Here is a 20532-nt window from a genome sequence, read left to right as displayed (position 1 = left end):
TTAAACTTTCACCTCTCAATTCGATTCTATAAGAAGTATGGACTAATCTATCTAAAATAGCATCCGCAATCGTCTCTTCACCAATGATATCGTACCAATTTTCAATAGGTAATTTCCGTGTTCTTAACTTGAAGGGGGTCAGCATCCGCCGGAATCACATGCTTTTTGTCTTTAAAAAATGGCGGATTTTTTTGCCGGATTAGGGGGGGCAGCTTACTCCGGATTATCCAGATGCCATAACGTGGAACGCCCTCTTTTTTCTTTTCGTACAAAAATCGTATGCCCTTTTTGCCCTTACATTTGGATTGCCCTTTTACATAACAAACTACCTCACAAAAAGAAACAAAAAACCTGCTTATTCGTATCTGTTTTAAAATCCGAAGAATAAATTCAAAAATTTTGTTACCATGATGCCTTTCAGACCAATCCCCGCAAAACAACCTAATTTTTTTCAACATCTTTTCAATCTTCAGTCAAAAGAGAATGTTATTATCGAAGTCAACAATCTCCTGGCGAAGGCTGAAAACATCAGCGATATCGAAACCGATCAGATTATCGGCATAGCAGATGGCTATAAAATCAACCTCGAAAAACAATTTACAGAAGAACGTAAAGATATGTTTCGCAAGCTGGTTCGACATGTAATTAACGATGATAACATTAGCAACGAAGAAGCCATGCAACTGAACCATCTGAGAGATCTTCTTTTTCTTTAAACAACAGGAGGTTGAAAAAATCCTTAAAGAGGAAACACAAAGAAGATATGGCGAACATATCGATGAAGCCCTGCAAGACAACAGGGTTTCAAAAGCAGAGAAAGAGAGACTCGAACAACTTCGAAAGAACCTGATGATTGACGAAGCAGTTGCCAAACAGCTTTATGCAGGACGGGCCAAAGCCAATCTTCAGAAATTTATTGAAGATGCTGTCTCGGATGAACGGTTGTCACCCGACGAAGAAAAAGAAATGAATGAAATAGCAAAAAGCCTTGGTATTGAACTCAGCTTTGACGATAACTCACAAAAAGCCCTGGAACGATTTCGACTGTACTGGCAAATTGAAAATGGCGACCTTCCCGAATTAAAACCCGACATCAACCTCTTCAAAGGGGAAAAATTACACTTCAAAACGGCTGCCGATTGGGTTGAACACAATCAGGTGACGCGTCGCATTAACTATGGTGGCCCCACTGCACGAATCAGGCTTGCCAAAGGCATCTATTACAAAGCGGGCAGCATGGGTGTGAACCGCACCACGGAAGATGTTTGGCAACGTCTTGATTCCGGATTGATTTATTTAACCGATCGCCGGATTATTTTCATGGGAAGCAGGGGCAATAAAAACATCCGGCTTAACAAAATTCTCACATTCGAACCTTACAACAACGGTGTGGACATACAAAAATCGGCCGGTAAAAGCCCGTTTCTCGAATTTTCCGTCAATGTGGATATCTTTTCAATGATATTGGGAAGACTGCTGTTTGTGGAGTAAGCAAGTTTGATAGTATTTCTGAGATGCAACATTATTTACTAATGAAATGAGCATAGCAAGGTTTGCTATATTAGATTATTATTAGATAATTAGATCAAGGGAAAAGTTGAAACTGATGTTTGCATCATTGAATCAGAAACATTTCAATAAGGTAATAAGGTTTTCATTCAGGGTAATTTTCTGCTAGTTACTAAGGTTGGGAGAAGAAAAATAAGGTTTTGGGAAAATAAATTTACTACGACTTATGAATGATTTGGAACGAAAAAAACCTTATTTTCATTCCTTACCTTAGTAACAAGGCGTTTTTAAATGTTTGTACCAGAGTTAACTCATTGTTAATGAGGATGCAAAAATTTAAAACAACACAAAGTTTGCCAGTAAAGATGCTTTTTAGACCGGGCTCAAGGATGTAAAACAAAATATAGCATAGATTTGGATATAAAAAAAACAGGATTAACCTTTTAAAAGTTTAACCCTGTTACTGGTAGCGAGAGGCGGGCTTGAACCGCCGACCTCATGATTATGAATCATGCGCTCTAACCAACTGAGCTACCTCGCCATTAATACCTTCTCTGGCACTTAACATCCCGATTGTAATTTGAACGTTTCAAAATTTTCAAATTTTCGGAAATCACAGTGTCAGCCTGTTAACAATTTCATTTTTGCGGTTGCAAATGTAGGCGTTTTGAAGGTATTCTCCAATTTTATGAGGCAGAAAAATAGCACTTTTTTCACTTCTGCTATGTAATCTACTAAATTTCCGACGCTTGAAATTACTGTCTCCCCTCATTCATTTCCTTCAACTCTTTAAATAATTTTTCCTCTTTAGCCGACAGATTTTCAGGGATACTAACTTTCAGGCGAAGCAGCAAATCTCCATATTTGCCGGGTTGATTATGCCAGGGCATACCTTTGCCGCGGAGTCTTAACATTTTGCCGGGTTGTGTTCCTTTAGGAACCGTAACGTTGATTACCCCACTCAGAGTATTTACCCGTATCTTACCACCCAGAACGGCCGTATAGAGGTCTACCGCCACTTCCTTAATGATATCATGTCCTTCGATCTGATATTCCTGATCGGGCCGAACCTTTATTTTCAGATAAATATCACCACTGGGGCCACCCCCCGAACCTTTACCACCTTTGCCTTTAATACGCAGTTCCTGACCATCGTAAGCGCCAGGTTTAGTATTTATTCTCAACTTTTGTCCATCAACATTCAGTATCCTTGAGGTGCCGTGATAGGCTTCATATACCGAAAGTTCAATTTCAGCCTGCAGGTCTTGTCCTTTGGAGGCCCGGCGACTATGGCTGTCAAAACCCTGAGCGGCAGAACTGCCCATTCCTCCCATTCCGCCAAAAAACATATTAAAGAAATCGGAGAAACCACTTCCCGTCTCACCAAAAAGGTCATCCATGTCACCTTCAAAATGATAGGTACGACCGCTTCCCGGCCGGCCACCAAACTGCGACCAGTCGAAACCACCAAATCCGGAGCCCTGACCGCCGCTGAAACCGGCATTCTCATACTGTTTCCAGTTGGCCCCTAACTGATCATATTTTTTCCGCTTCTCAGGATCCTTGAGCACTTCATAAGCCTCGTTTATATCCTTGAACCGGTTCTCTTTCTCTTTGTCGTTAGGGTTTTTATCGGGATGGTACTTCACGGCCAGCTTGCGGTAGGCTTTCTTAATTTCGTCCTGACTGGCGTTTTTCGAAACCCCCAATATTTTATAGTAATCTTTATATTGCATCGCTGACTTGATTTTTCTTTGATAAAATACAAAGTACAGACCAAAACCATATTGAAGTATCACTGACGACAAAATGACTTAAACAACACATAAACAGTTGTTTTTAATTGTCAATTTGACACCACTCTCTCAGCAGCAGATGACATCGGGAAAAATTCATATCCTGTATCGGCAATAAAAGAACGGGAGAAATGTTATTAACAAAAGCAGTTAGTCAGCTACCCCGACGATGGAAACAAATTTGCCGGAAAAATATATAAACACAAAGGTAACAGCAGGCTTTTTCCTGCTGTTAATAGTAGCCGTCCTTGCTTTCGGCTTTAATTATTTCAGTGTCGTCAAACATTTAATAAATCAGCCTTCGGACGACCCGTTAGGGGTACGCCTCGTTCTTTTGAATGAACTTGTATTCAAAATTCAGGAGGCCGACAGAGCTGCACGAATTTACACACTTACGGGTCTGCAAAGCGACTACAGAAAGCATGAGGCTTACAACGATTCTATCAACACCATTTTTAACCGTCTTGAAGATGTCTTCTCCGACAGTCTCTTCATAAAAAAGATTGATACCCTGAGAGTGCTGTATGATCAAAAAAAGCAACAGACCCGTCAACTTTTTGATTTAAGTGAAATTAACCGGTATCGTCAGCGTTATGGGGAGGTATTGTCCATTTTGCCGGACAGCCTGAATTATCAGATCAGCCAGATTACCTATTCAAGGCTCAATATTGATTCGATAAGCAACACAGATTCTCCGGAAACCGATAACCAGCTTACGTTTTTCGGCCGCATAGCACGGTTCCTCACTGGTTCAGGAACTAAAGAAGAAGCGCCTGAAGTAACCCCAAAATCACCCAGAATATCACAAATTATTGATTCATCACTCATTACAAGAAAAAGAAAAGACCCTGCACTCGAAAAAATAAGAGAACAGCTAAAGGTCATTGAAGAGCAGGACAAGCGCTTTTTCAACCTTTTGCTTGCAAGAGAGCAAAGCCTGATCAGTCTTGGCGATAAACTCACCGGAACCATCCGTCAGATAATTCTTCAGCTTCAGGAAGAAGCCGTAATTGAATCGTCTCGTTACCAGAAAAGTTTAATCGGCATGCGCCACGATCTGATCAACAAACTGGTGTTTCTCGGTTTATCGGCTCTCATCATAATTACCGTCTTCGTGTTGTGGATAAACCGTGATCTGCGAAAAAGCCGGAGACTTAAAGAGCAGCTGGTTCAGTCAAGAGAAAAGATAGAATCCCTTATGAAAGTAAAAGAGCGTTTCCTGGCCGATATGAGTCATGAAATCAGAACGCCGCTTACCTCTATAATAGGATTTTCGGAATTGCTAAAGCCGGATAGTCACTCCGCGCAAATCATTCACTCATCGGCGCATCATTTGTTGACGCTTGTCAATGACATACTCGACATGTCCCGGCTGAACGAGGGCAAGCTTAACCTTCATAATGAATCCATTATCCCGGAGCATCTCATTCGGGAAGTATGGGAGAGTTTTAAACAAAAGGCCAACCAAAAGGGATTGACCTTCACCTATGCCGTAGACGAAAACGTGCCGGTTTTTATGGGCGACAAAACCCGGTTGCGACAAATTCTTTTCAACCTTGTCGGAAATGCCGTCAAATTTACCGAAGAAGGAAAAGTATGCATTTCACTCGAGAAAGATAATGATGAGATTCTATGTAAAGTAACAGACACTGGGCCAGGTATTTCAGACACCAACCCGGCAACAATATTTGAAGAGTTTTCGCGCCTTGAACCCGCCTCACAAAAGGAAACATCAGGTACCGGTTTAGGTCTGGCCATCAGCAAAAAGCTTGTTGAAGCCATGAACGGAACCATTGATTTCAGAAATAACCAGGATAAAGGATGCACCTTTTGGTTTCGGATACCATTGATTCCTGCACAAAACACCGGTAAAAACACAGAAACGGAGCATATTGTTCCACGCCAAAGCATCAACATTCTGGTGGTTGACGACGATCCGCTCATTGTGCAGTTGTTGCAGGGATTTATGCAGGACAGTGCTCAGATAAAAGGGGCCGACAACCCGGAAAAAGCCCTCAAAATCATAGAAAAAGACAAGTTCGACCTCATCATCACCGATTACAGAATGCCGACTGCCAACGGTATTGAATTCATTAAAGAAATACGAAAGAAATCCGCTGTTCCCGTTATATTGCTCTCGGCGGCTGCCAACCAACAGGTTATTGACGAAACCGGCCGGTTTGAAAATGTCACATTCCTGCCAAAACCATTTTCAAGAAACGATCTTTTAAACTCGATAGAAAATCTGAAAAAAACAGAAATAACAGCTCCGAAAAATACCGGCCCCAGAATCGATCCGGCCCCTTCCCTTTTTGACCTGACAGAGATTCGGAGCTTTACCGGCGACGACAAAGATTTTTTTTCATCTGTGGTGTCTACCTTTTTAAACGACACCAACAAAAACATCAAAATCCTCACCGCTCTGATCAGAAAAAAGGAATACGGAAATATTTCGGAGCATGCCCACAAAATGCTCACAGGCTTTCGTCAGTTTGGAATAAAGGAAGGGATAACCATCCTGAAAGGCATTGAGATCATGGGAAAGAAGCAAGGTTATGCATCCCAGCTCAAAATAGCACTGAAAAGATTGAAAAAACTTTGGAGACAGGTTGAGCATCAAATGAAGGAACTTCAAGAATGAGTCCACTCTTAATTGTCTTATTTTGCCAATCTCTATGCTACTGAAAATTATTAAATATTGACTAACAATTGGTTAGCAGCATATTGGAAAAGTTTAACAGACTATATACCTCAATAATCAATTTTAAATTTTTGAAGCTTGTTATACAGCGTTTTTCTGTCGATGCCGAGCAACCAGGCAGCCTTAGTCTTATTGTTTTTTACTTTGCGCAGAGCTTCCTCTATCATTTGTTTTTCTGCCATGTCTTTAGCCTCGGAAAAACGATTCACATTGTCCGTGTTTTTACTCTGCTCAATTATTTCGGGTGGTATCACGCTGCTTTCTATAATATTGTTTTTGCTCAACAATACAGCACGTCGGATGACATTTCTTAATTCCCGCAAATTTCCGGGCCAGTCATAATACTCGAAAATTTTGAGGACTTCATCAGAGAAACCGTTGATTTGTTTTTCAAATTCATGCGCTGCCTGTTGACAAAAATGGTTCGCAAAAACGATCAACTCATCGCTTCTTTCACGCAGAGGAGGAACCGAAACAGTAAATTCGTTAAGCCTGTGATACAAATCTTCCCTGAATTCCCCATTCATTGCTTTTTGCCTTAAATCATCGTTCGAGGCGGCTATAATACGCGCTTCGATCGCAAACGGGGAATTCCCGCCTACCTTGTGTGCACGGCGCTCCTGTAGTGCTCTGAGTAACTTCATCTGAACATCGTAGCTCAGATTCCCCACCTCATCAAGAAAAATGGTTCCTTTCCCAACACTTTCAAAATGGCCCGTTTTATCTTCAAAAGCCCCGGTAAAACTGCCTTTAACATGGCCAAACAATTCACTGGAAGCAATCTCGGGCGTAAGGGCGCCGCAATCGACAGCAACAAACGGGCCATTTTTATGCCTGCTGAGTTCGTGGATACGACGCGCCACATATTCTTTGCCTGTCCCGCTTTCACCCTGGATGAGAACCGCCACTTCGGTGGGAGCAACCAACTGAATGTGTTCGTTCATTTCCCTGGTATTTTCACCATCTCCGACAATATAGTCATGAGATAAGCTACTCCTGTGGTCGCCGCTCTTTAAGGCCCCCTGAATAACATGGATCAATTCCCTGGCATTTACAGGTTTGGTAATATATTCACAGGCACCTTCTTTAATCGCATTTACTGCAACTCGTATATCGGAATAAGCGGTAATCAGGACTACCGGAACAAAAAAAGATTTGTTTTTCGCATACCTCAGAACTTCCAGTCCGTTTCCGTCCGGCAAACGGTAGTCCGACAAAATTAAATCGTAATCCTCTTTTGAAATAACCGTCCTGGCTTTGCTGAATGATCCAACCAACGTGGTTTCCATATCATTTTTTTTCAGGTAACCACTCACCATTAAGCCAAAAGAAGTATCGTCATCAATGATCAGTACTTTTTTCTTCATGCCCTGTGAATATTTTGGTCGGATAAATATAGCAATAGATGGTTAGATTTTTAGTCTGTTCTATTCATAATCGTCCGTTAAAAAAAGCCTAAATGCTGAGATACTGTGACACTGTGACGCAAAGTTTTTATAATGAGAGGTTCAAACATCACGAAATACAAGTGTCCTCAATAAATGGCACTTTATGGACAGACACGAAATAAAAAAGGACTGCCAAAACCTGGCAGTCCCGCTCAAAAGGATGAGGAAGTTAACAATTCAGGAATTAGGCGTATAGTTTGATCCGTCGCTGTTGTAAAGGGCGATTACTTCTTCCCCATCTGCATTTTTCAAAACAAGTTTGTAAATTTTCTCGCCGGCCACTGTTGCTTCCCTGGCTTCTGTAATTTCAGTGTCGGGGTGTTCTTTCTTTGCGGCCTTAAGGACAGCCTCTGGCACATCCTTGACCTCAATTTCATTGAAAGTCAATTCATCCTGGCTGGTCATCACTGTCTCAGATTTTTCGTCATTAACAGCATAACTCAGGGGCATGGCAGCAATAAAAAGCACCAATGCGGTCAATACAAACAAAAATTTCCGTTTCATAGCAGTACATTTTAGGTTAAACATATATTTATTAGATTGTTAAATTTTAGATTATTAGATTTTTAGATATTATTTTATGGTTATTACCTGTCAACAATATTTCTAAAATTTTCTGCTGTAAATCTGCCTGCCGACCAGCGGCAGACAGATTTAAGAACCTCAACACCTCTATTTTTCATGGCCCTCCTGGAACTGCGTCAGAAAACCGAAGTTCCTAATTAGTGTCTGTCCAGAAAGTGCCATTTCCCCGTTACGCTCGTCCGAAAATTACTCATTTACGATGAGTAAACTCCGTATTTTCGGAATTCGCAAGCCTTGTAAATGACACTTTCTGAACAGACACATGATAAGCAAAGAACTATTTCAACTTTACAGACAGGCACCAATTAGTGTCTTTCCATAATTGCCATTTTCTTCTGAAAAGAACATGCCAGTCTTTTAACAGGTGGTCTTAATAAAGTCACATTTATTTGATTATCAGTCTAAAACAAAATTTATTCAAGGCATTCAAAAACTTTTCTGCACGACTAATTGTGTAATGTTCGCCACACATTGTGGAAAAATCACCAGTTCCATTCACAATCCCTTCAATTTTTCCGGTCACTCCGGTTAAACTCTTATATTTGCACCAAAATATGGAAAAGAGAACATGGAGAAAAAAAAGATACTATTTGTCTGCCTCGGAAATATTTGCCGCTCCCCGAGTGCCGAGGCTGTTTTCAGGGGAATGGTCGAAAAGGAAGGACTGACCGACCGGATTGAGATTGATTCGGCCGGATTGACCGATTATCATGCAGGAGAACCGGCCGATGAAAGAATGCAAAAACATGCTCAGAAACGAGGTTATCATCTTACCAGCATAAGTCGCCCGGTCGATCCTGACGTGGATTTTGATCACTACGACATGATAATCGCCATGGACAATCAAAACATACGAGACCTTGAACGTTTGGCTGAAGGGACACCTGCTGTTAACAGAATCTTCAAGATGACCGACTTTTGCAGCGAATGTCAGTACGACGAAGTCCCCGATCCATATTATGGCGGCGATGAAGGCTTTGAACTGGTACTCGATCTGTTGGAGCAGGCATGTGGCGGACTCATCAACTTTTTAAAGGAACAGGTCTGAGTTTTTGCAGTCGAGACTGTCAGAAATAACCCGAAAAATATCAAATTAAAAAGTCGTGCGATATGAACAAACAACAACTGGAACAATTACTGGGAGAAGACCTTACCGGAATGTCATCTGTTGGTGGAGGTTGCATCGCCGACTCACAAGTGATAACCACAAGGTCGGGCAGAAAATTTTTCCTGAAACAGGGATTCTCGAACGGAATGTTCAGAAAAGAGGCCAACGGACTTAAAGAACTGGCAAGACCTGGCGTAATAAAAGTGCCGGATGTCATCGATTGTGGTGATGATTACCTGATATTGGAACACATCGAACAAGGCTCAAAAAAGAAAGATTTCTTCGAGGATTTAGGGCATAAATTGGCGCTCCTTCATCGGTTCGAAGGAGAGCATTTCGGCTTTTTTGAAGATAATTTTATCGGTTCAACCCCCCAGGAAAACATTCCCTCGGAGGACGAAGCTCATAACTGGCCTTTGTTTTACTGGAACAAACGTTTGATGTTCCAGTTCAGGCTGGCCGAAAAAAACGGATATGCCGACAATACCATGCAGCATTTATTTGCATTACTTGAGAAAGTCTATGAAAAAATTCTTGAAGGCAGCGAAGAAGCGCCTTCACTGATGCATGGAGACCTTTGGGGAGGCAATTACATGTCCGACATCAAAGGCAATCCTGTTTTGATTGACCCGGCCGTTTATTACGGACACCGTGAGGCCGACCTTGCAATGACTAAGCTTTTTGGAGGTTTTTCGGCCGCATTCTACCGGGCCTATGAAGAAACATGGCCGTTACAGGAAGGAGCTTCCGAACGGGAATCAATATACCTTCTTTATCACGTAATGAACCACCTGAATCTTTTTGGAACAGGTTACTATTCTCAGGCAATAAGATTACTCGAAAAGCTCATTCGATAAAAAGGAAGAAAATACAAATTGCCGCACCGGCATTGCAGGAAGCGCGAATTAAAATTACTGAAGCACTCAATTGTCAAACAACAAACCCTCTCGACTCGGCGAGTATAACGATACTTTCAATTATTTCTTCGTCGGAAAGCGTCGCGCAATTATAAAAAATATCAAAATAGTCGATGTCCGGACGCTCTTTCTCGAAATAATTCCTGAATGCAGCTCGCCTGTGATCCATTTCCAGTGCTTCACGGCGGGCTTCCTGGATGGTCATCCCCTGAGCATCGGCCACTTTGCGAGCCCGCCATTCAAGAGGTGCTTTCAGTTTAATATGCAGTGAATTGACAAAATTTTTGGTAATGGCTTCCGCAGCACGTCCTACAATGACCACATTCCCCTCAACAGAAGCATTGTAGATAAATTTGGCAATGGTGTTTTTAATTTTTACATCGCTGGGATAATATTCATCAGAAAAAAAGAGGGCAAGATTTTCAAAGAAACTACGCTCCTTGTATTCCGAAAGGTCTTGCATTAAAGATGGCGACAATTTCAATTCACGGGCCGACTCTTCTATGATCTCTTTACTGATCCACCTCCACTCCCGGTTATTACCACGGGCTTTGTTTTTTTGGGTTAGTGTTTCAGCCAGCTGTCTGGCGATCCTCCTGCCCGGACATCCATATTCTCTGGAAATAGTAATAACAGGCCCCGGCGATTCAAATGTCGGTCCTTCCGGACTTTTTTTACGCCCGGTGCGTTCACGCATATATTTCAGAAAAAGATTGTCCATATTTATGTTTATTAAAAACAACTGATAATCAATTTGCAAACGAAATAACGATATATTTATTCTGTTCAGGCCGGGCTGGAGCAGCTTCGTGAATTACTAAATCTGAGAAAGTTGATTCATTTAACTGCTAAAGTGGTACTATTCTGAAGTTAGGTATGTGTTAAAAATACGATTTTTTCTACAAATACAAAATAAAAAAGGGCAGAAAACTCTGCCCTTTCCCTTTAAATCAGCATTTGCTAACCAAATCCAAGTCTATGAAAAAAATCTACACTGCAAAGATGCGGAATTTTCTTTTTAAGAAGACTAAAACTGGCTTAAAGCTTGTTAATTAGGATCTGCTGAATAACGCTTAAATAATTAATAATAAATTATTTACATCGCATAATTCCATTTAAGGTGCAAGGTTATTCATGCAAATTTTTAAAAATGTTTGCACCTGTAAATCAATAGATCGTGAGATTTTTAGATATAAGATGTAAGATGATTTTTACAACATTAATATACTGCATTTAAATAAACAAACCTCTTTAGGCTCAAACAATTGACCTACAGCATATTACAAAATTTAACGAAGTGTTGTGTAAATGTTAATTGTCAACATATCACTATTCAAAAGAATGTCGTAATAATGAACGACTTTATCTATTTAAAAGGCGCGGTGGCCTGTCCGCTTTCCGGGCCGGCGGATGGCGGGAAGCCAAAATGGGCGACGTTCATGGCCTTGCGCAATGGCCGGAAATTTTGGCTTTCGCGGGGAGCCAGGTTTAAGCGGACCAGACCTTTTTGGTTCTTTTTGGGGCAATGCCAAAAAGAACATTTGAAATAGATTGCTGACTTTTTCAGAAGCCTCTAATTAGTGTTCGTCTATAAACTTGAAAAAATTTTCACAATATGCGTGTCTGTTCAGAAAGCGCCAGTTGCAAGGCTTGCGAAGTCCGAAAATACGGAGTTTACTCATCGTAAATGAGTAATTTTCGGACGAGCGTAACACAGCAAATGGTACTTTATGGACAGACACTAATTAGTGTCAGTCCAAACAGTTAATAGATCAGTTAAAAATAACCTAAACGCAGAGACGCAATGACGCAAAGTTATTATTATGAGAGAGTTGTGGTTCGTGTCATTAATTGTACAAACAATTAATGACCAGACGTTTGTAAAAGTTTAACGCGGTATTGTAAAATAATAGTTGTTGCGTTAGCCTTGTAAATGGAACTTTATGGACAGACACTCCACCTAAAAACACAAAAAAAGGACAGTTACTTTTTAGTACTGCCCTTTTCCCTTAAATCAGCTTTGTTAACCAAATCCAAATCTATGAAAAAAAATCTGTTACAAATATAGGTTGATTATCAATTAAAAAGACGTAACACTGGTTAAATCTGGTTAAAACAACTGGAAAAAAGAACCCGGACCGTTAAATCCTGAAGTTCCTTTAACCAGTCATTTTTAAATCCAAGTTTTATGAAAAAATCCCAAGTACAAATATGACTAATAAAGTGTAAAAATGACAACTCTGTAAGTTAATAATTGTTAATGTTTTGGATAAGAAAATAATTTTCCGCTCATCGGATTGCTATTCTCCCGATCCGGAAATATTCTTGTTCTTTCTTGCCAGAAGATAAAACACCAGCAAAGCCAATCCGCCAAACAATAACACCATAGCAATATAGGCAATGCCTTCACTCATAACAGCCCTGACAGCCAATGCATCACCCACTATAAAACCAATGGCAATGCCGACCAGGAATATGCCGTACTTCAGCGAATTAATCCAGCTCTTTTTATCCTCCTCTTTGAAAATAGATGCATCTTTCCCGGATGCTATAAGGGCTGTGCGTTCCATTCGCTTGTTTCGGTAATAACTAACTAAAACAACAATTCCGAAAATCATTCCGAAAAACGCGACCGGTACAATTACTTCTACGTGATTCATAACTATTTATTTTAAATTATTAAAACTTGTCGTGATCGTTTCTCTGTTTGTTTGCCCGTTGGACGCTTATTTTTTTTTCGGGTTACAAAAACTTCCATAAAATTAAAAATGATATTAACTTGTAACCATAAAACACCATCGTGCGTCATATCTTTAGTGTCTGTCCATAAAGTACCATTTGCTGTGTTACGCTCGCCGCCAAAATCCTCATTTACGATTAGTAAACTCCGGTTTTGGCGGCTTCGCAAGCCTTGCAACTGGTACTTTCTGAACAGACACACATATTGCAAAAATTTTTGCGAGTTTATGGACACGCACTCTTTAGAATGGTAAAAGAAGACGATAAACACATTATAAAGCAGGTACGCAAAGGTGACGTTGCCGCCTATTCGATGCTTATAGAGAAGTATCGTCACATGGTTTTTACCCTTGCTCTGCAATTGACAAAGAATGAAGCCGATGCCGAAGAGGTTGCACAGGATGCATTCCTGAAAGCATTCAGGGCACTGGATTCCTTCGAAGGCAGATCAGCATTCTCAACATGGATTTATCGCATCACTTACCATCAGGCCATCTCAAAAATGAGGGGAAACAAAAGGAAGCAAACCGATTATGATGAAGATACCTTCAGCAACGACGATAACCTTACCGTGGGAAATCTTTCATCGGAAATATTGGAAAGTGAGGACAGAACACGCTATCTCAAAGAGGCTCTGGCACGCTTGAAAGGAGAAGAATCTACTGTTTTGACCTTATATTATTTTGAAGAGTTTAAAGTAGATGAGATTTCGGAAATTACGGGACTCTCGGAATCAAATGTGAAAGTAAAACTGCTCAGGGGGCGACGGAACCTTCTCCGTGAATTGAAAGCAATACTCAAATCGGAAGCAGGTTCTCTTTTATAAATTGGAAGGCATTATGGCAAAACACGAGATAAACAATGAAGATTTGATGCTGAAACAATTTTTTAAAAACAGTTTTCAGCCCGATGAAACACCATCTCCCGATTTCAACAAAAAGGTGATGGACCAGGTGTTAAACGAATGGGTGTCGCAATCGAACTATTATGAAAACCTTGTAGACACCCGAAACCGCTGGTGGATCATCCCGGGGGTTTTACTACTTTTCCTGGCCGGCTTTTTGTTTGATGTTGGTCAGCTTAGCCGGAATGCTGAAGAATACTCGTGGCTAAAAGACCTCTCCGGTGCTTTTCAATCGCTTTACTCCTGGATAGAGCCCATCCATATGCTGGTGATCGGCGCTTCTTTGGCCATCGGTCTCCTGCTCGCACTGGACCATTTTTTTAAGAAACTTTCCAACATATGAGCTGATGAGCTGATGAGCTGATGAGCTGATGAGCTGATGAGCTGATGAGTTCTGAACCTGTCGCCTGTTACCATTTTACTCTTTCACCACTTCCGGTATCGACGACCACTAAAAGGCTTCATCCCGTGCTGCACGCCCCATGCCCTATGCTTCACATCGTTTTACCTCTCTACCCTTTCACCCTCCAGGCCTGCATAAGCCACCTGAAAGGTTTTATTCCGGGCCAAAGTTTGAGGAGTATGAGAAACCGCAACTCCATACTCTTTTCACCAATCTTTTGGTTAATTTTGACAAAAAAAAGAAAGTGATATACCCGGAAACATTCGAAACCAAGCTATATTTTCATAAAATCAGGGAATACATCAGCGAAGGCTGCTTAAGCCCTATGGGCAAAGAGCGGGCAATGCAAATGTCATTTTCCACCCAATTTAACAGTGTAGTGACCTGGCTTAGGCAAACTCACGAAATGCTTCATATAGGAGATGATGGTCAGGATATGCCGGCAGCGAACTTTTTTGATCTTCGAGACCCGCTTAAAAAGCTAAGGGTGGAAGGTCTTTTCATGGAGGCCCATGAATTATTTGACCTTAGACGCGCACTCGGGAGTATTCGGGATATTGTCAGATTCATCCGGTCGAAAGATGAATCACAATATCCTGCCCTGCATGAACTGGCAGCCCCGGTAAAAGTCTTTCCTGCAGTGCTCGATAAAATCGATACCATCATCAACAAACAGGGTGAAATAAAAGACAATGCAAGCCATGAGCTAATGCGAATAAGACGTGAGATGCGGGCAAAACAAAGCAGTATTTCGGGGCGGATGTCAGCCATAATGAAAAAAGCACGGCAAGCCGGAATAGTTGACGCTGATGCCACCGTTTCTATTCGCGACGGCAGAGCGGTTATTCCGGTAAGCTCGGCCAACAAAAGAAAAATTCCGGGCATTGTTCAGGATGAGTCGGCAACAGGGAAAACCGCCTATATCGAACCCGCCGAAATTGTTGAAATAAACAATGAAATAAGAGAACTCGGCTATGCCGAAAGAAGAGAAATTTCCAAAATTCTCCTTGAATTGTCGGCTTTTTTGCGCCCGTATCTTGAAGATATGCTATTTGCCTTCCGGTTTTTGGGTATCATCGATTTCATAAGGGCAAAAGCACGATTTGCAAAAAGAATAAACGGCATAGTTCCGACAATACGCAATGAGACAGATTTTCACTGGGAAAAAGCTGTTCACCCTCTGCTTTTTCTTCAACATCAGGCTTCCGGGAAAAACGTTGTTCCCCTCGACATAGAACTTAACCGGCAAAACAGAATATTGCTAATATCGGGCCCCAATGCAGGTGGCAAATCGGTATGCCTGCAAACAGTGGGACTACTACAATATATGCTGCAATGCGGAATCCCGGTCCCTGTAGGTCATAATTCGCAGATGGGCTTTTTCGACCATATCTTCATGGACATTGGAGATGAACAATCCATTGAAAACGACCTGAGTACTTACAGCTCCCACCTGGTAAATATGAAGTTTTTTCTTCGTCACTGTAACAACCGGTCGTTACTGCTTATCGACGAATTCGGCACAGGAACCGAGCCCATGCTTGGAGGCGCCATCGCCGAAGCCGTCCTGGAGCAATTAAACAAACAGGAAGTTTACGGAGTCATCACAACCCACTATACCAATCTCAAACACTTTGCATCGGAACACGTAGGCATTATAAACGGGGCTATGCTTTTTGATACCCATAAAATTGAACCGCTTTTTAAACTGGAAACGGGACAACCAGGAAGTTCTTTTGCTTTTGAAATAGCCCGAAAAACCGGGCTCCCCGAAGAAATACTTCAAAAAGCCAGAAACCGGCTTGGCGAAGGCCACATAAACTTTGACAAGCATTTGCGTGAAATCATCCGAGACAAACGTTACTGGGAGAAAAAAAGGGAATCGGTGCGTGAGCAGGACAAAAAGATGGAACGTACCATCGAAAAATATGAAACAGAGCTCGAAAAACTAAAAAATGAAAGAGCCCGGATTATTGAATCGGCTCGTCAGGAAGCCAATAATCTGTTGGCGTCGGTAAACAAAAAAATTGAAAACACAATTCGTGAAATAAAAGAGGCTCAAGCCGAAAAGGAGAAAACACGGTCGTTACGCAAAGATATTGAACAACTCAAAGAAGAAATCAACCGACCGGCATATGACGAAAAATTCCAGAAACAACTGGAAAAGAAGATCAAAAAACTGCAGGAAAAGCAGGAGAAAAAGAAAAATAAAAAGTCAGATCAGACTCCGAATCTTCAAAAAACAGAAACATCAGAAAATAATGAAGACAAAAACCGCCCGCTTGAACCCGGCGATGCAGTTCAACTCGAAGGTCAGGATGTGCCCGGCGAAATCATCGAAATTAATGACAAATCGGCTGTTGTTGCTTTCGGACAGTTGATTACGACTGTAAAAACCGTTCGACTAACCCGAATCAGCAAAAACGAATACAAAAAAGCATTTCGTCAAAAAAACACCGTCAGCAGCAATTTTGCAGATCGTGTTCGCAGTAAAAAATTATCGTTCACGCCCGACATCGACGTTCGGGGTATGAGAGCTGATGAAGCCATCTCCAAAGTACTGGAACACCTGGATGAAGCACTTCTCTGCGGAGCCAGTACCATTAAAATTCTACACGGCAAAGGAAACGGCATTCTACGGGAACAGATTCGTCAACATCTTGCAACCTTACCCTATGTATCACGTTATCACGATGAACACGTTCAATATGGAGGAGCAGGCATTACTGTTGTTGAAATGGACTAAAATATTTCCATAAACCTTATTTTTTTGTAACTTAAAAATCCGTGACAGACTTTTTAACCTGTTTTATTAATGAACTGTTTTTCTAAGCTGGTTACTCTTGGATATATTTAACTACACCCGGATTAAGATAATCTTTATCAGAGGCTTGAACCTTGGGCTCTTGCTGTGCTTTGCATCATCCTCCCTCAGCGCACAGAACAACCGGCACTATTCTATTCAGTTCAACAACTTCAGCCGCGGAAACGGACTTATACAATCCAACATCAGGGCTGTTGAAAAAGACAAAAAAGGGTTTATCTGGCTTGGTTCATCAGATGGTTTATACAAATGGGACGGTCAGTCACTATCGGTTTACCAACATTCGCCGGATGACTCCCTCTCTCTCAGCGATAATAATATCAGTGCCTTGTATCATGACCCGTCAAATAACCTGCTGTGGGTGGGCACTGTTTTCGGGGGGCTTAATTATCTTGACCTGTCAACAGGAGATTTCAGACATTGGCTACCTAAGCTGAAAAGTCGACAGGGTGAACGCTATTTAAACAATATAAAAAGTATATGCCGGGTTAACGACAGCACCATGCTGGTAGGAACAAATTCACAGGGCCTTCTTAAAATGATTTTTAAGGGAAAAAATCCGGCTTCTTCCAAACGAATTGACGATGCAACAGGAAACCATGATTACAGAGTCTTCAATATAAAAAAAATCGATAACAGAATTTATGCAGGAACCTCCAGCGGATTGTTCGTTTTTTCGGAAAACGGAGAAGCTTTGCATCAATTGAATAAGTCGTTAAACAAAACACTGAGGAACGACGTGGTAATTGACGCAACAGTAATCCCAGGTGGAAACATTATTCTTGCATCGATTAACGGTTTATGGAAGTTGAAACCGGATCAAAACAATGCTGTTCCGGTATTTCAGGATATCAATATTCGGGAAATTACCGATATAACATACGATCAGGACGGAAACTTATGGACAGGGACATTAAACAACGGACTTTTTACGATCAATCTCGAAACCGGGCATTATAGCCATTTTCGTACACATTTTCGTACACATAACCGGAAAACAAACAACGAAAGCCTGATAAACAACCAGATAAACGACCTTCTTTTTTATCAACACCAACCCATCCTTATTGCTGCTACTCCCGAGGGTATTTCTGTTATTGACCTTAAGGGAAAATTATTCGAAGGGTTTGACGTTGGTACATGGCCGGAAACAGGAAACTCATCTGTTTTCTTCGTTATGAAAGATTCTTTGAAAAGATACTGGTTCTGGACACTGGACGGATTATATAAACAAAAGGGTTTTGACCAGACTTTTGAAAAAATCCTGTCGTCCGAATTAGGAAAAAGGAAAAACGTGATAAAAGATGGTCTTCAAAAAAACGGTAGCTTATGGCTTGCGGCTTCCAACGGAATGCTCGAAATTGATCTTAATGATGATGACCAAAAAAAGTGGCACACCTTTGACCATCCTGACATTTCCCATTCTGTAATCAACGATTTCAGCGCGATTAAATCAGATACAGGAAATCAGTTGTGGCTTGCATCAAGAGGAGGAATTGTTGTTTTCAACATCCATGACAAAAAGTATGTGGTCTATCCTTTCCCGTTAAACGAGTGGAAAAAGTTATCGGTTCCGGTTACCGACATCTTACTAACCGACAGCAATAATTGCTGGATAGGTACAAAAGAATCAACCTTAATACATTTCAACTCCGCGACCAAATCGTTTAACCGCATTTCTACCGTCCAGCAAAACGGCAAAAATAATCTCAGACCGGAAAACTATATCCTTTCTATGACGAACAGCCCAAACGGCAGGCTTTGGCTGGCTACATTCGGTAATGGTTTGCTTTATCTCGACAAGAGGACAATGACCATACATGAGGATTATGCCAGGAGAACACTGAGCGGAAACACGTATGCAGCAGAATATGCTAAAGACAATAATTTATGGGTATCCACCGATTACGGCATTTGTCGCGTAAATCCGGAAAACGGAGAAATTTATGAATTCGGTTTGGATGACGGTACATTCTGCCAGGAATTCAATGAAAAATCCATATATCAGACCCCCGAAGGAGAAATAATAATGGGCGGTACCAACGGTTTCGTCTCCTTTTTCCCCGAAAACATCAGTATTAACCATTACATTCCTCCCGTATATTTATCCACTTATTACATTGGTTATCAAAACATCCCTGTGGGAGACCAGAATTTAAGGGATGCGAATGAAATTCTTGGCAAAGAAGTAACAATCGACTATGGTCGCAATGTGATTTCCTTTGAGGTTTCGGTGCTTAACTTCAGCGATCCGCATAAGAACCGGATTGCCTGGAAACTGGAAGGATTCGACAAAAAATGGTCAAAATCCTGGTCCGATCATATCATTACTTATTCCAACCTTCCTCCAGGCAAATACCGTTTAAAAGTTAAAGGCGCCAACAATCACAATATCTGGAATGAAGCGGGCGATTTCATCGACATCGCGGTAAAAGCCCCGGTATATCAGAAACCATGGTTTTCGTGGGCACTTGGCGGCTTTGTCATTATTCTTATCTTTTTGATTTTCTGGTTGCGCACAAGACTTTTAAACCGACAGAAGTTTCTATTATCAAAAATGGTTAGAGAACGAACCAGAGACCTCAGAAAAGCATATCAGGAACTCAAAGAAAGTCAGATAAAGATCATCTCGCAAAACAAAGAACTGGAATTACACAGGCACGATCTGGAAAAACTTGTAAAAGAAAGAACTGAAGACCTTGAAAAAGCCAAGAGAAAAGCAGAAGAATCAGACAAGCTTAAAACTGCTTTTCTGGCCAATTTATCTCACGAAATCCGAACACCAATGAATGCCATCGTAGGCTTTTCCACTTTGCTGAGCACTATGGATTTATCGGATGAAGAAAAAGCCGACTTTATTAAAATGATTCAAAAATCGGGTGACAATCTCCTTGCGCTTATTAATGATATAATTGACATCAGCCGGATTGAGACCGGGCAAATGGTGCTACATCCGGGATTTTTCAAAACAGGACCTTTCCTTGAGAACATTATTAAAACACTTTCGTTTGATCCGCACAAGTCAGGCAACGTGGAGATTCGCCTGGATGTACCGCCAGACCTTTGGAATTTCACAATTTTTACTGATGAACACAGACTCAGGCAAGTCATCACCAACCTGCTGGGAAATGCGCTGAAATTTACATCCGAAGGATACGTCAAATTATCGGTCGAACGCTTTTCCGGGCAGGATATGCTTAACTTCATACCCTGGTTTGAAGTACGGGATGTCCCTGAAAAAACGGTTGTTTTCATTGTGGAAGATACCGGCATCGGCATACCGGAAAAATACAGACAAAAGATTTTTGAACCGTTCAGAAAAATAGAGACACAGGGAAATTCAATATATGCCGGCATGGGGCTTGGACTAAGTATTGTTAAAAACCTGCTTCACGTTCTTGAAGGAGATATTACGCTCAAATCATATCCGGGTCAGGGAACTACCTTTTATTTCTATATTCCTGAAAAGTGCACCGGAAGAGAATAATCTGCCCCATTGTTAATGCCCTTCAATGCCGTTACCTAACAGAGAAATACTTACCACACTAAGGAAAAATTTTTGAAAACTTTTTTTGCCCTGTTTCGTTTACAAAGGTAT

At 41.2% G+C, this 20532-nt stretch carries 16 protein-coding genes and 1 tRNA gene; 10 read left to right on the top strand and 7 right to left on the bottom strand.

Annotated features, from left to right (window positions below; genetic code table 11):
* Positions 1-145: ATP-binding protein (locus OQ5_RS22465; RefSeq protein WP_304362430.1), on the bottom strand; the 145-nt coding region annotated here is incomplete at its 3' end.
* Positions 146-407: 262 nt separating this feature from the next.
* Here OQ5_RS22465 and OQ5_RS0109080 point away from each other — a divergent pair.
* Both OQ5_RS0109080 and OQ5_RS0109075 read left to right on the top strand, forming a co-directional pair.
* Positions 408-716, top strand: a complete 309-nt coding sequence (locus tag OQ5_RS0109080) for a hypothetical protein (protein ID WP_016777186.1) — start codon at positions 408-410, stop codon at positions 714-716.
* 133 nt (positions 717-849) lie between these two features.
* On the top strand, positions 850-1491 hold the full coding sequence (locus tag OQ5_RS0109075; protein ID WP_016777185.1) for a hypothetical protein: 642 nt from the start codon (positions 850-852) through the stop codon (positions 1489-1491).
* Between the two features lie 482 nt (positions 1492-1973).
* Here OQ5_RS0109075 and OQ5_RS0109070 read toward each other — a convergent pair.
* Positions 1974-2050: transfer RNA gene (locus tag OQ5_RS0109070), tRNA-Met, on the bottom strand.
* Between the two features lie 214 nt (positions 2051-2264).
* Positions 2265-3245: a J domain-containing protein gene (locus OQ5_RS0109065; protein WP_016777184.1), complete on the bottom strand. Its 981-nt coding sequence runs from the start codon at positions 3243-3245 to the stop codon at positions 2265-2267.
* 229 nt (positions 3246-3474) lie between these two features.
* Between OQ5_RS0109065 and OQ5_RS0109060 the strand changes: the two genes are divergently transcribed.
* Complete coding sequence (locus OQ5_RS0109060; protein WP_016777183.1) at positions 3475-5946, top strand: ATP-binding protein; 2472 nt, start codon at positions 3475-3477, stop codon at positions 5944-5946.
* 110 nt (positions 5947-6056) lie between these two features.
* Here OQ5_RS0109060 and OQ5_RS0109055 read toward each other — a convergent pair whose 3' ends face one another.
* Together OQ5_RS0109055 and OQ5_RS0109050 are read right to left on the bottom strand one after the other, a co-directional pair.
* On the bottom strand, positions 6057-7373 hold the full coding sequence (locus OQ5_RS0109055; RefSeq protein WP_016777182.1) for a sigma-54-dependent transcriptional regulator: 1317 nt from the start codon (positions 7371-7373) through the stop codon (positions 6057-6059).
* A 258-nt stretch (positions 7374-7631) separates the two neighbouring features.
* Positions 7632-7958, bottom strand: a complete 327-nt coding sequence (locus OQ5_RS0109050) for a hypothetical protein (protein WP_016777181.1) — start codon at positions 7956-7958, stop codon at positions 7632-7634.
* A 649-nt stretch (positions 7959-8607) separates the two neighbouring features.
* On the opposite strand from OQ5_RS0109050, the gene OQ5_RS0109045 reads away from it, so the two are divergent.
* The gene (locus OQ5_RS0109045; protein WP_016777180.1) at positions 8608-9087 is read left to right on the top strand and encodes a low molecular weight protein-tyrosine-phosphatase; all 480 of its coding nucleotides are present in this window, start codon (positions 8608-8610) and stop codon (positions 9085-9087) included.
* A gap of 62 nt (positions 9088-9149) precedes the next feature.
* Positions 9150-10004 (top strand): fructosamine kinase family protein, encoded by an 855-nt coding sequence (locus tag OQ5_RS0109040; protein ID WP_016777179.1) that lies wholly within the window; start codon positions 9150-9152, stop codon positions 10002-10004.
* Between the two features lie 73 nt (positions 10005-10077).
* Here OQ5_RS0109040 and OQ5_RS0109035 read toward each other — a convergent pair whose 3' ends face one another.
* A complete protein-coding gene (locus OQ5_RS0109035) occupies positions 10078-10785 on the bottom strand; it encodes an AAA family ATPase (RefSeq protein ID WP_016777178.1) in 708 nt (235 codons plus the stop codon).
* Positions 10786-11416: 631 nt separating this feature from the next.
* Between OQ5_RS0109035 and OQ5_RS0109030 the strand changes: the two genes are divergently transcribed.
* Positions 11417-11614: a hypothetical protein gene (locus OQ5_RS0109030; RefSeq protein ID WP_016777177.1), complete on the top strand. Its 198-nt coding sequence runs from the start codon at positions 11417-11419 to the stop codon at positions 11612-11614.
* Positions 11615-12364: 750 nt separating this feature from the next.
* Here the strand turns inward: OQ5_RS0109030 and OQ5_RS0109025 are convergent.
* Entirely contained in the window at positions 12365-12724 is a 360-nt protein-coding gene (locus tag OQ5_RS0109025; RefSeq protein ID WP_016777176.1) for a DUF6249 domain-containing protein, read from the bottom strand.
* Between the two features lie 326 nt (positions 12725-13050).
* On the opposite strand from OQ5_RS0109025, the gene OQ5_RS0109015 reads away from it, so the two are divergent.
* The 4 genes from OQ5_RS0109015 (at position 13051) to OQ5_RS0109000 (ending at position 20421) form a co-directional block, all read left to right on the top strand.
* Complete coding sequence (locus OQ5_RS0109015) at positions 13051-13629, top strand: RNA polymerase sigma factor (RefSeq protein WP_016777174.1); 579 nt, start codon at positions 13051-13053, stop codon at positions 13627-13629.
* Positions 13630-13642: 13 nt separating this feature from the next.
* The gene (locus tag OQ5_RS0109010) at positions 13643-14050 is read left to right on the top strand and encodes a hypothetical protein (RefSeq protein ID WP_026055195.1); all 408 of its coding nucleotides are present in this window, start codon (positions 13643-13645) and stop codon (positions 14048-14050) included.
* 139 nt (positions 14051-14189) lie between these two features.
* The gene (locus OQ5_RS0109005; protein WP_016777172.1) at positions 14190-16856 is read left to right on the top strand and encodes an endonuclease MutS2; all 2667 of its coding nucleotides are present in this window, start codon (positions 14190-14192) and stop codon (positions 16854-16856) included.
* A 97-nt stretch (positions 16857-16953) separates the two neighbouring features.
* Positions 16954-20421 (top strand): sensor histidine kinase, encoded by a 3468-nt coding sequence (locus tag OQ5_RS0109000; protein ID WP_141638866.1) that lies wholly within the window; start codon positions 16954-16956, stop codon positions 20419-20421.
* The last annotated feature ends 111 nt before the right edge of the window (positions 20422-20532 follow it).

The sequence above is a fragment of the Anaerophaga thermohalophila str. Valhall genome, from assembly GCF_000250735.1.
In the GTDB taxonomy this organism is placed as follows: Bacteria; Bacteroidota; Bacteroidia; order Bacteroidales; family Marinilabiliaceae; genus Anaerophaga; species Anaerophaga thermohalophila_A.
Note: the sequence above shows the minus strand (reverse complement) of the source record. Positions and strands in the feature narration are given on the sequence as shown.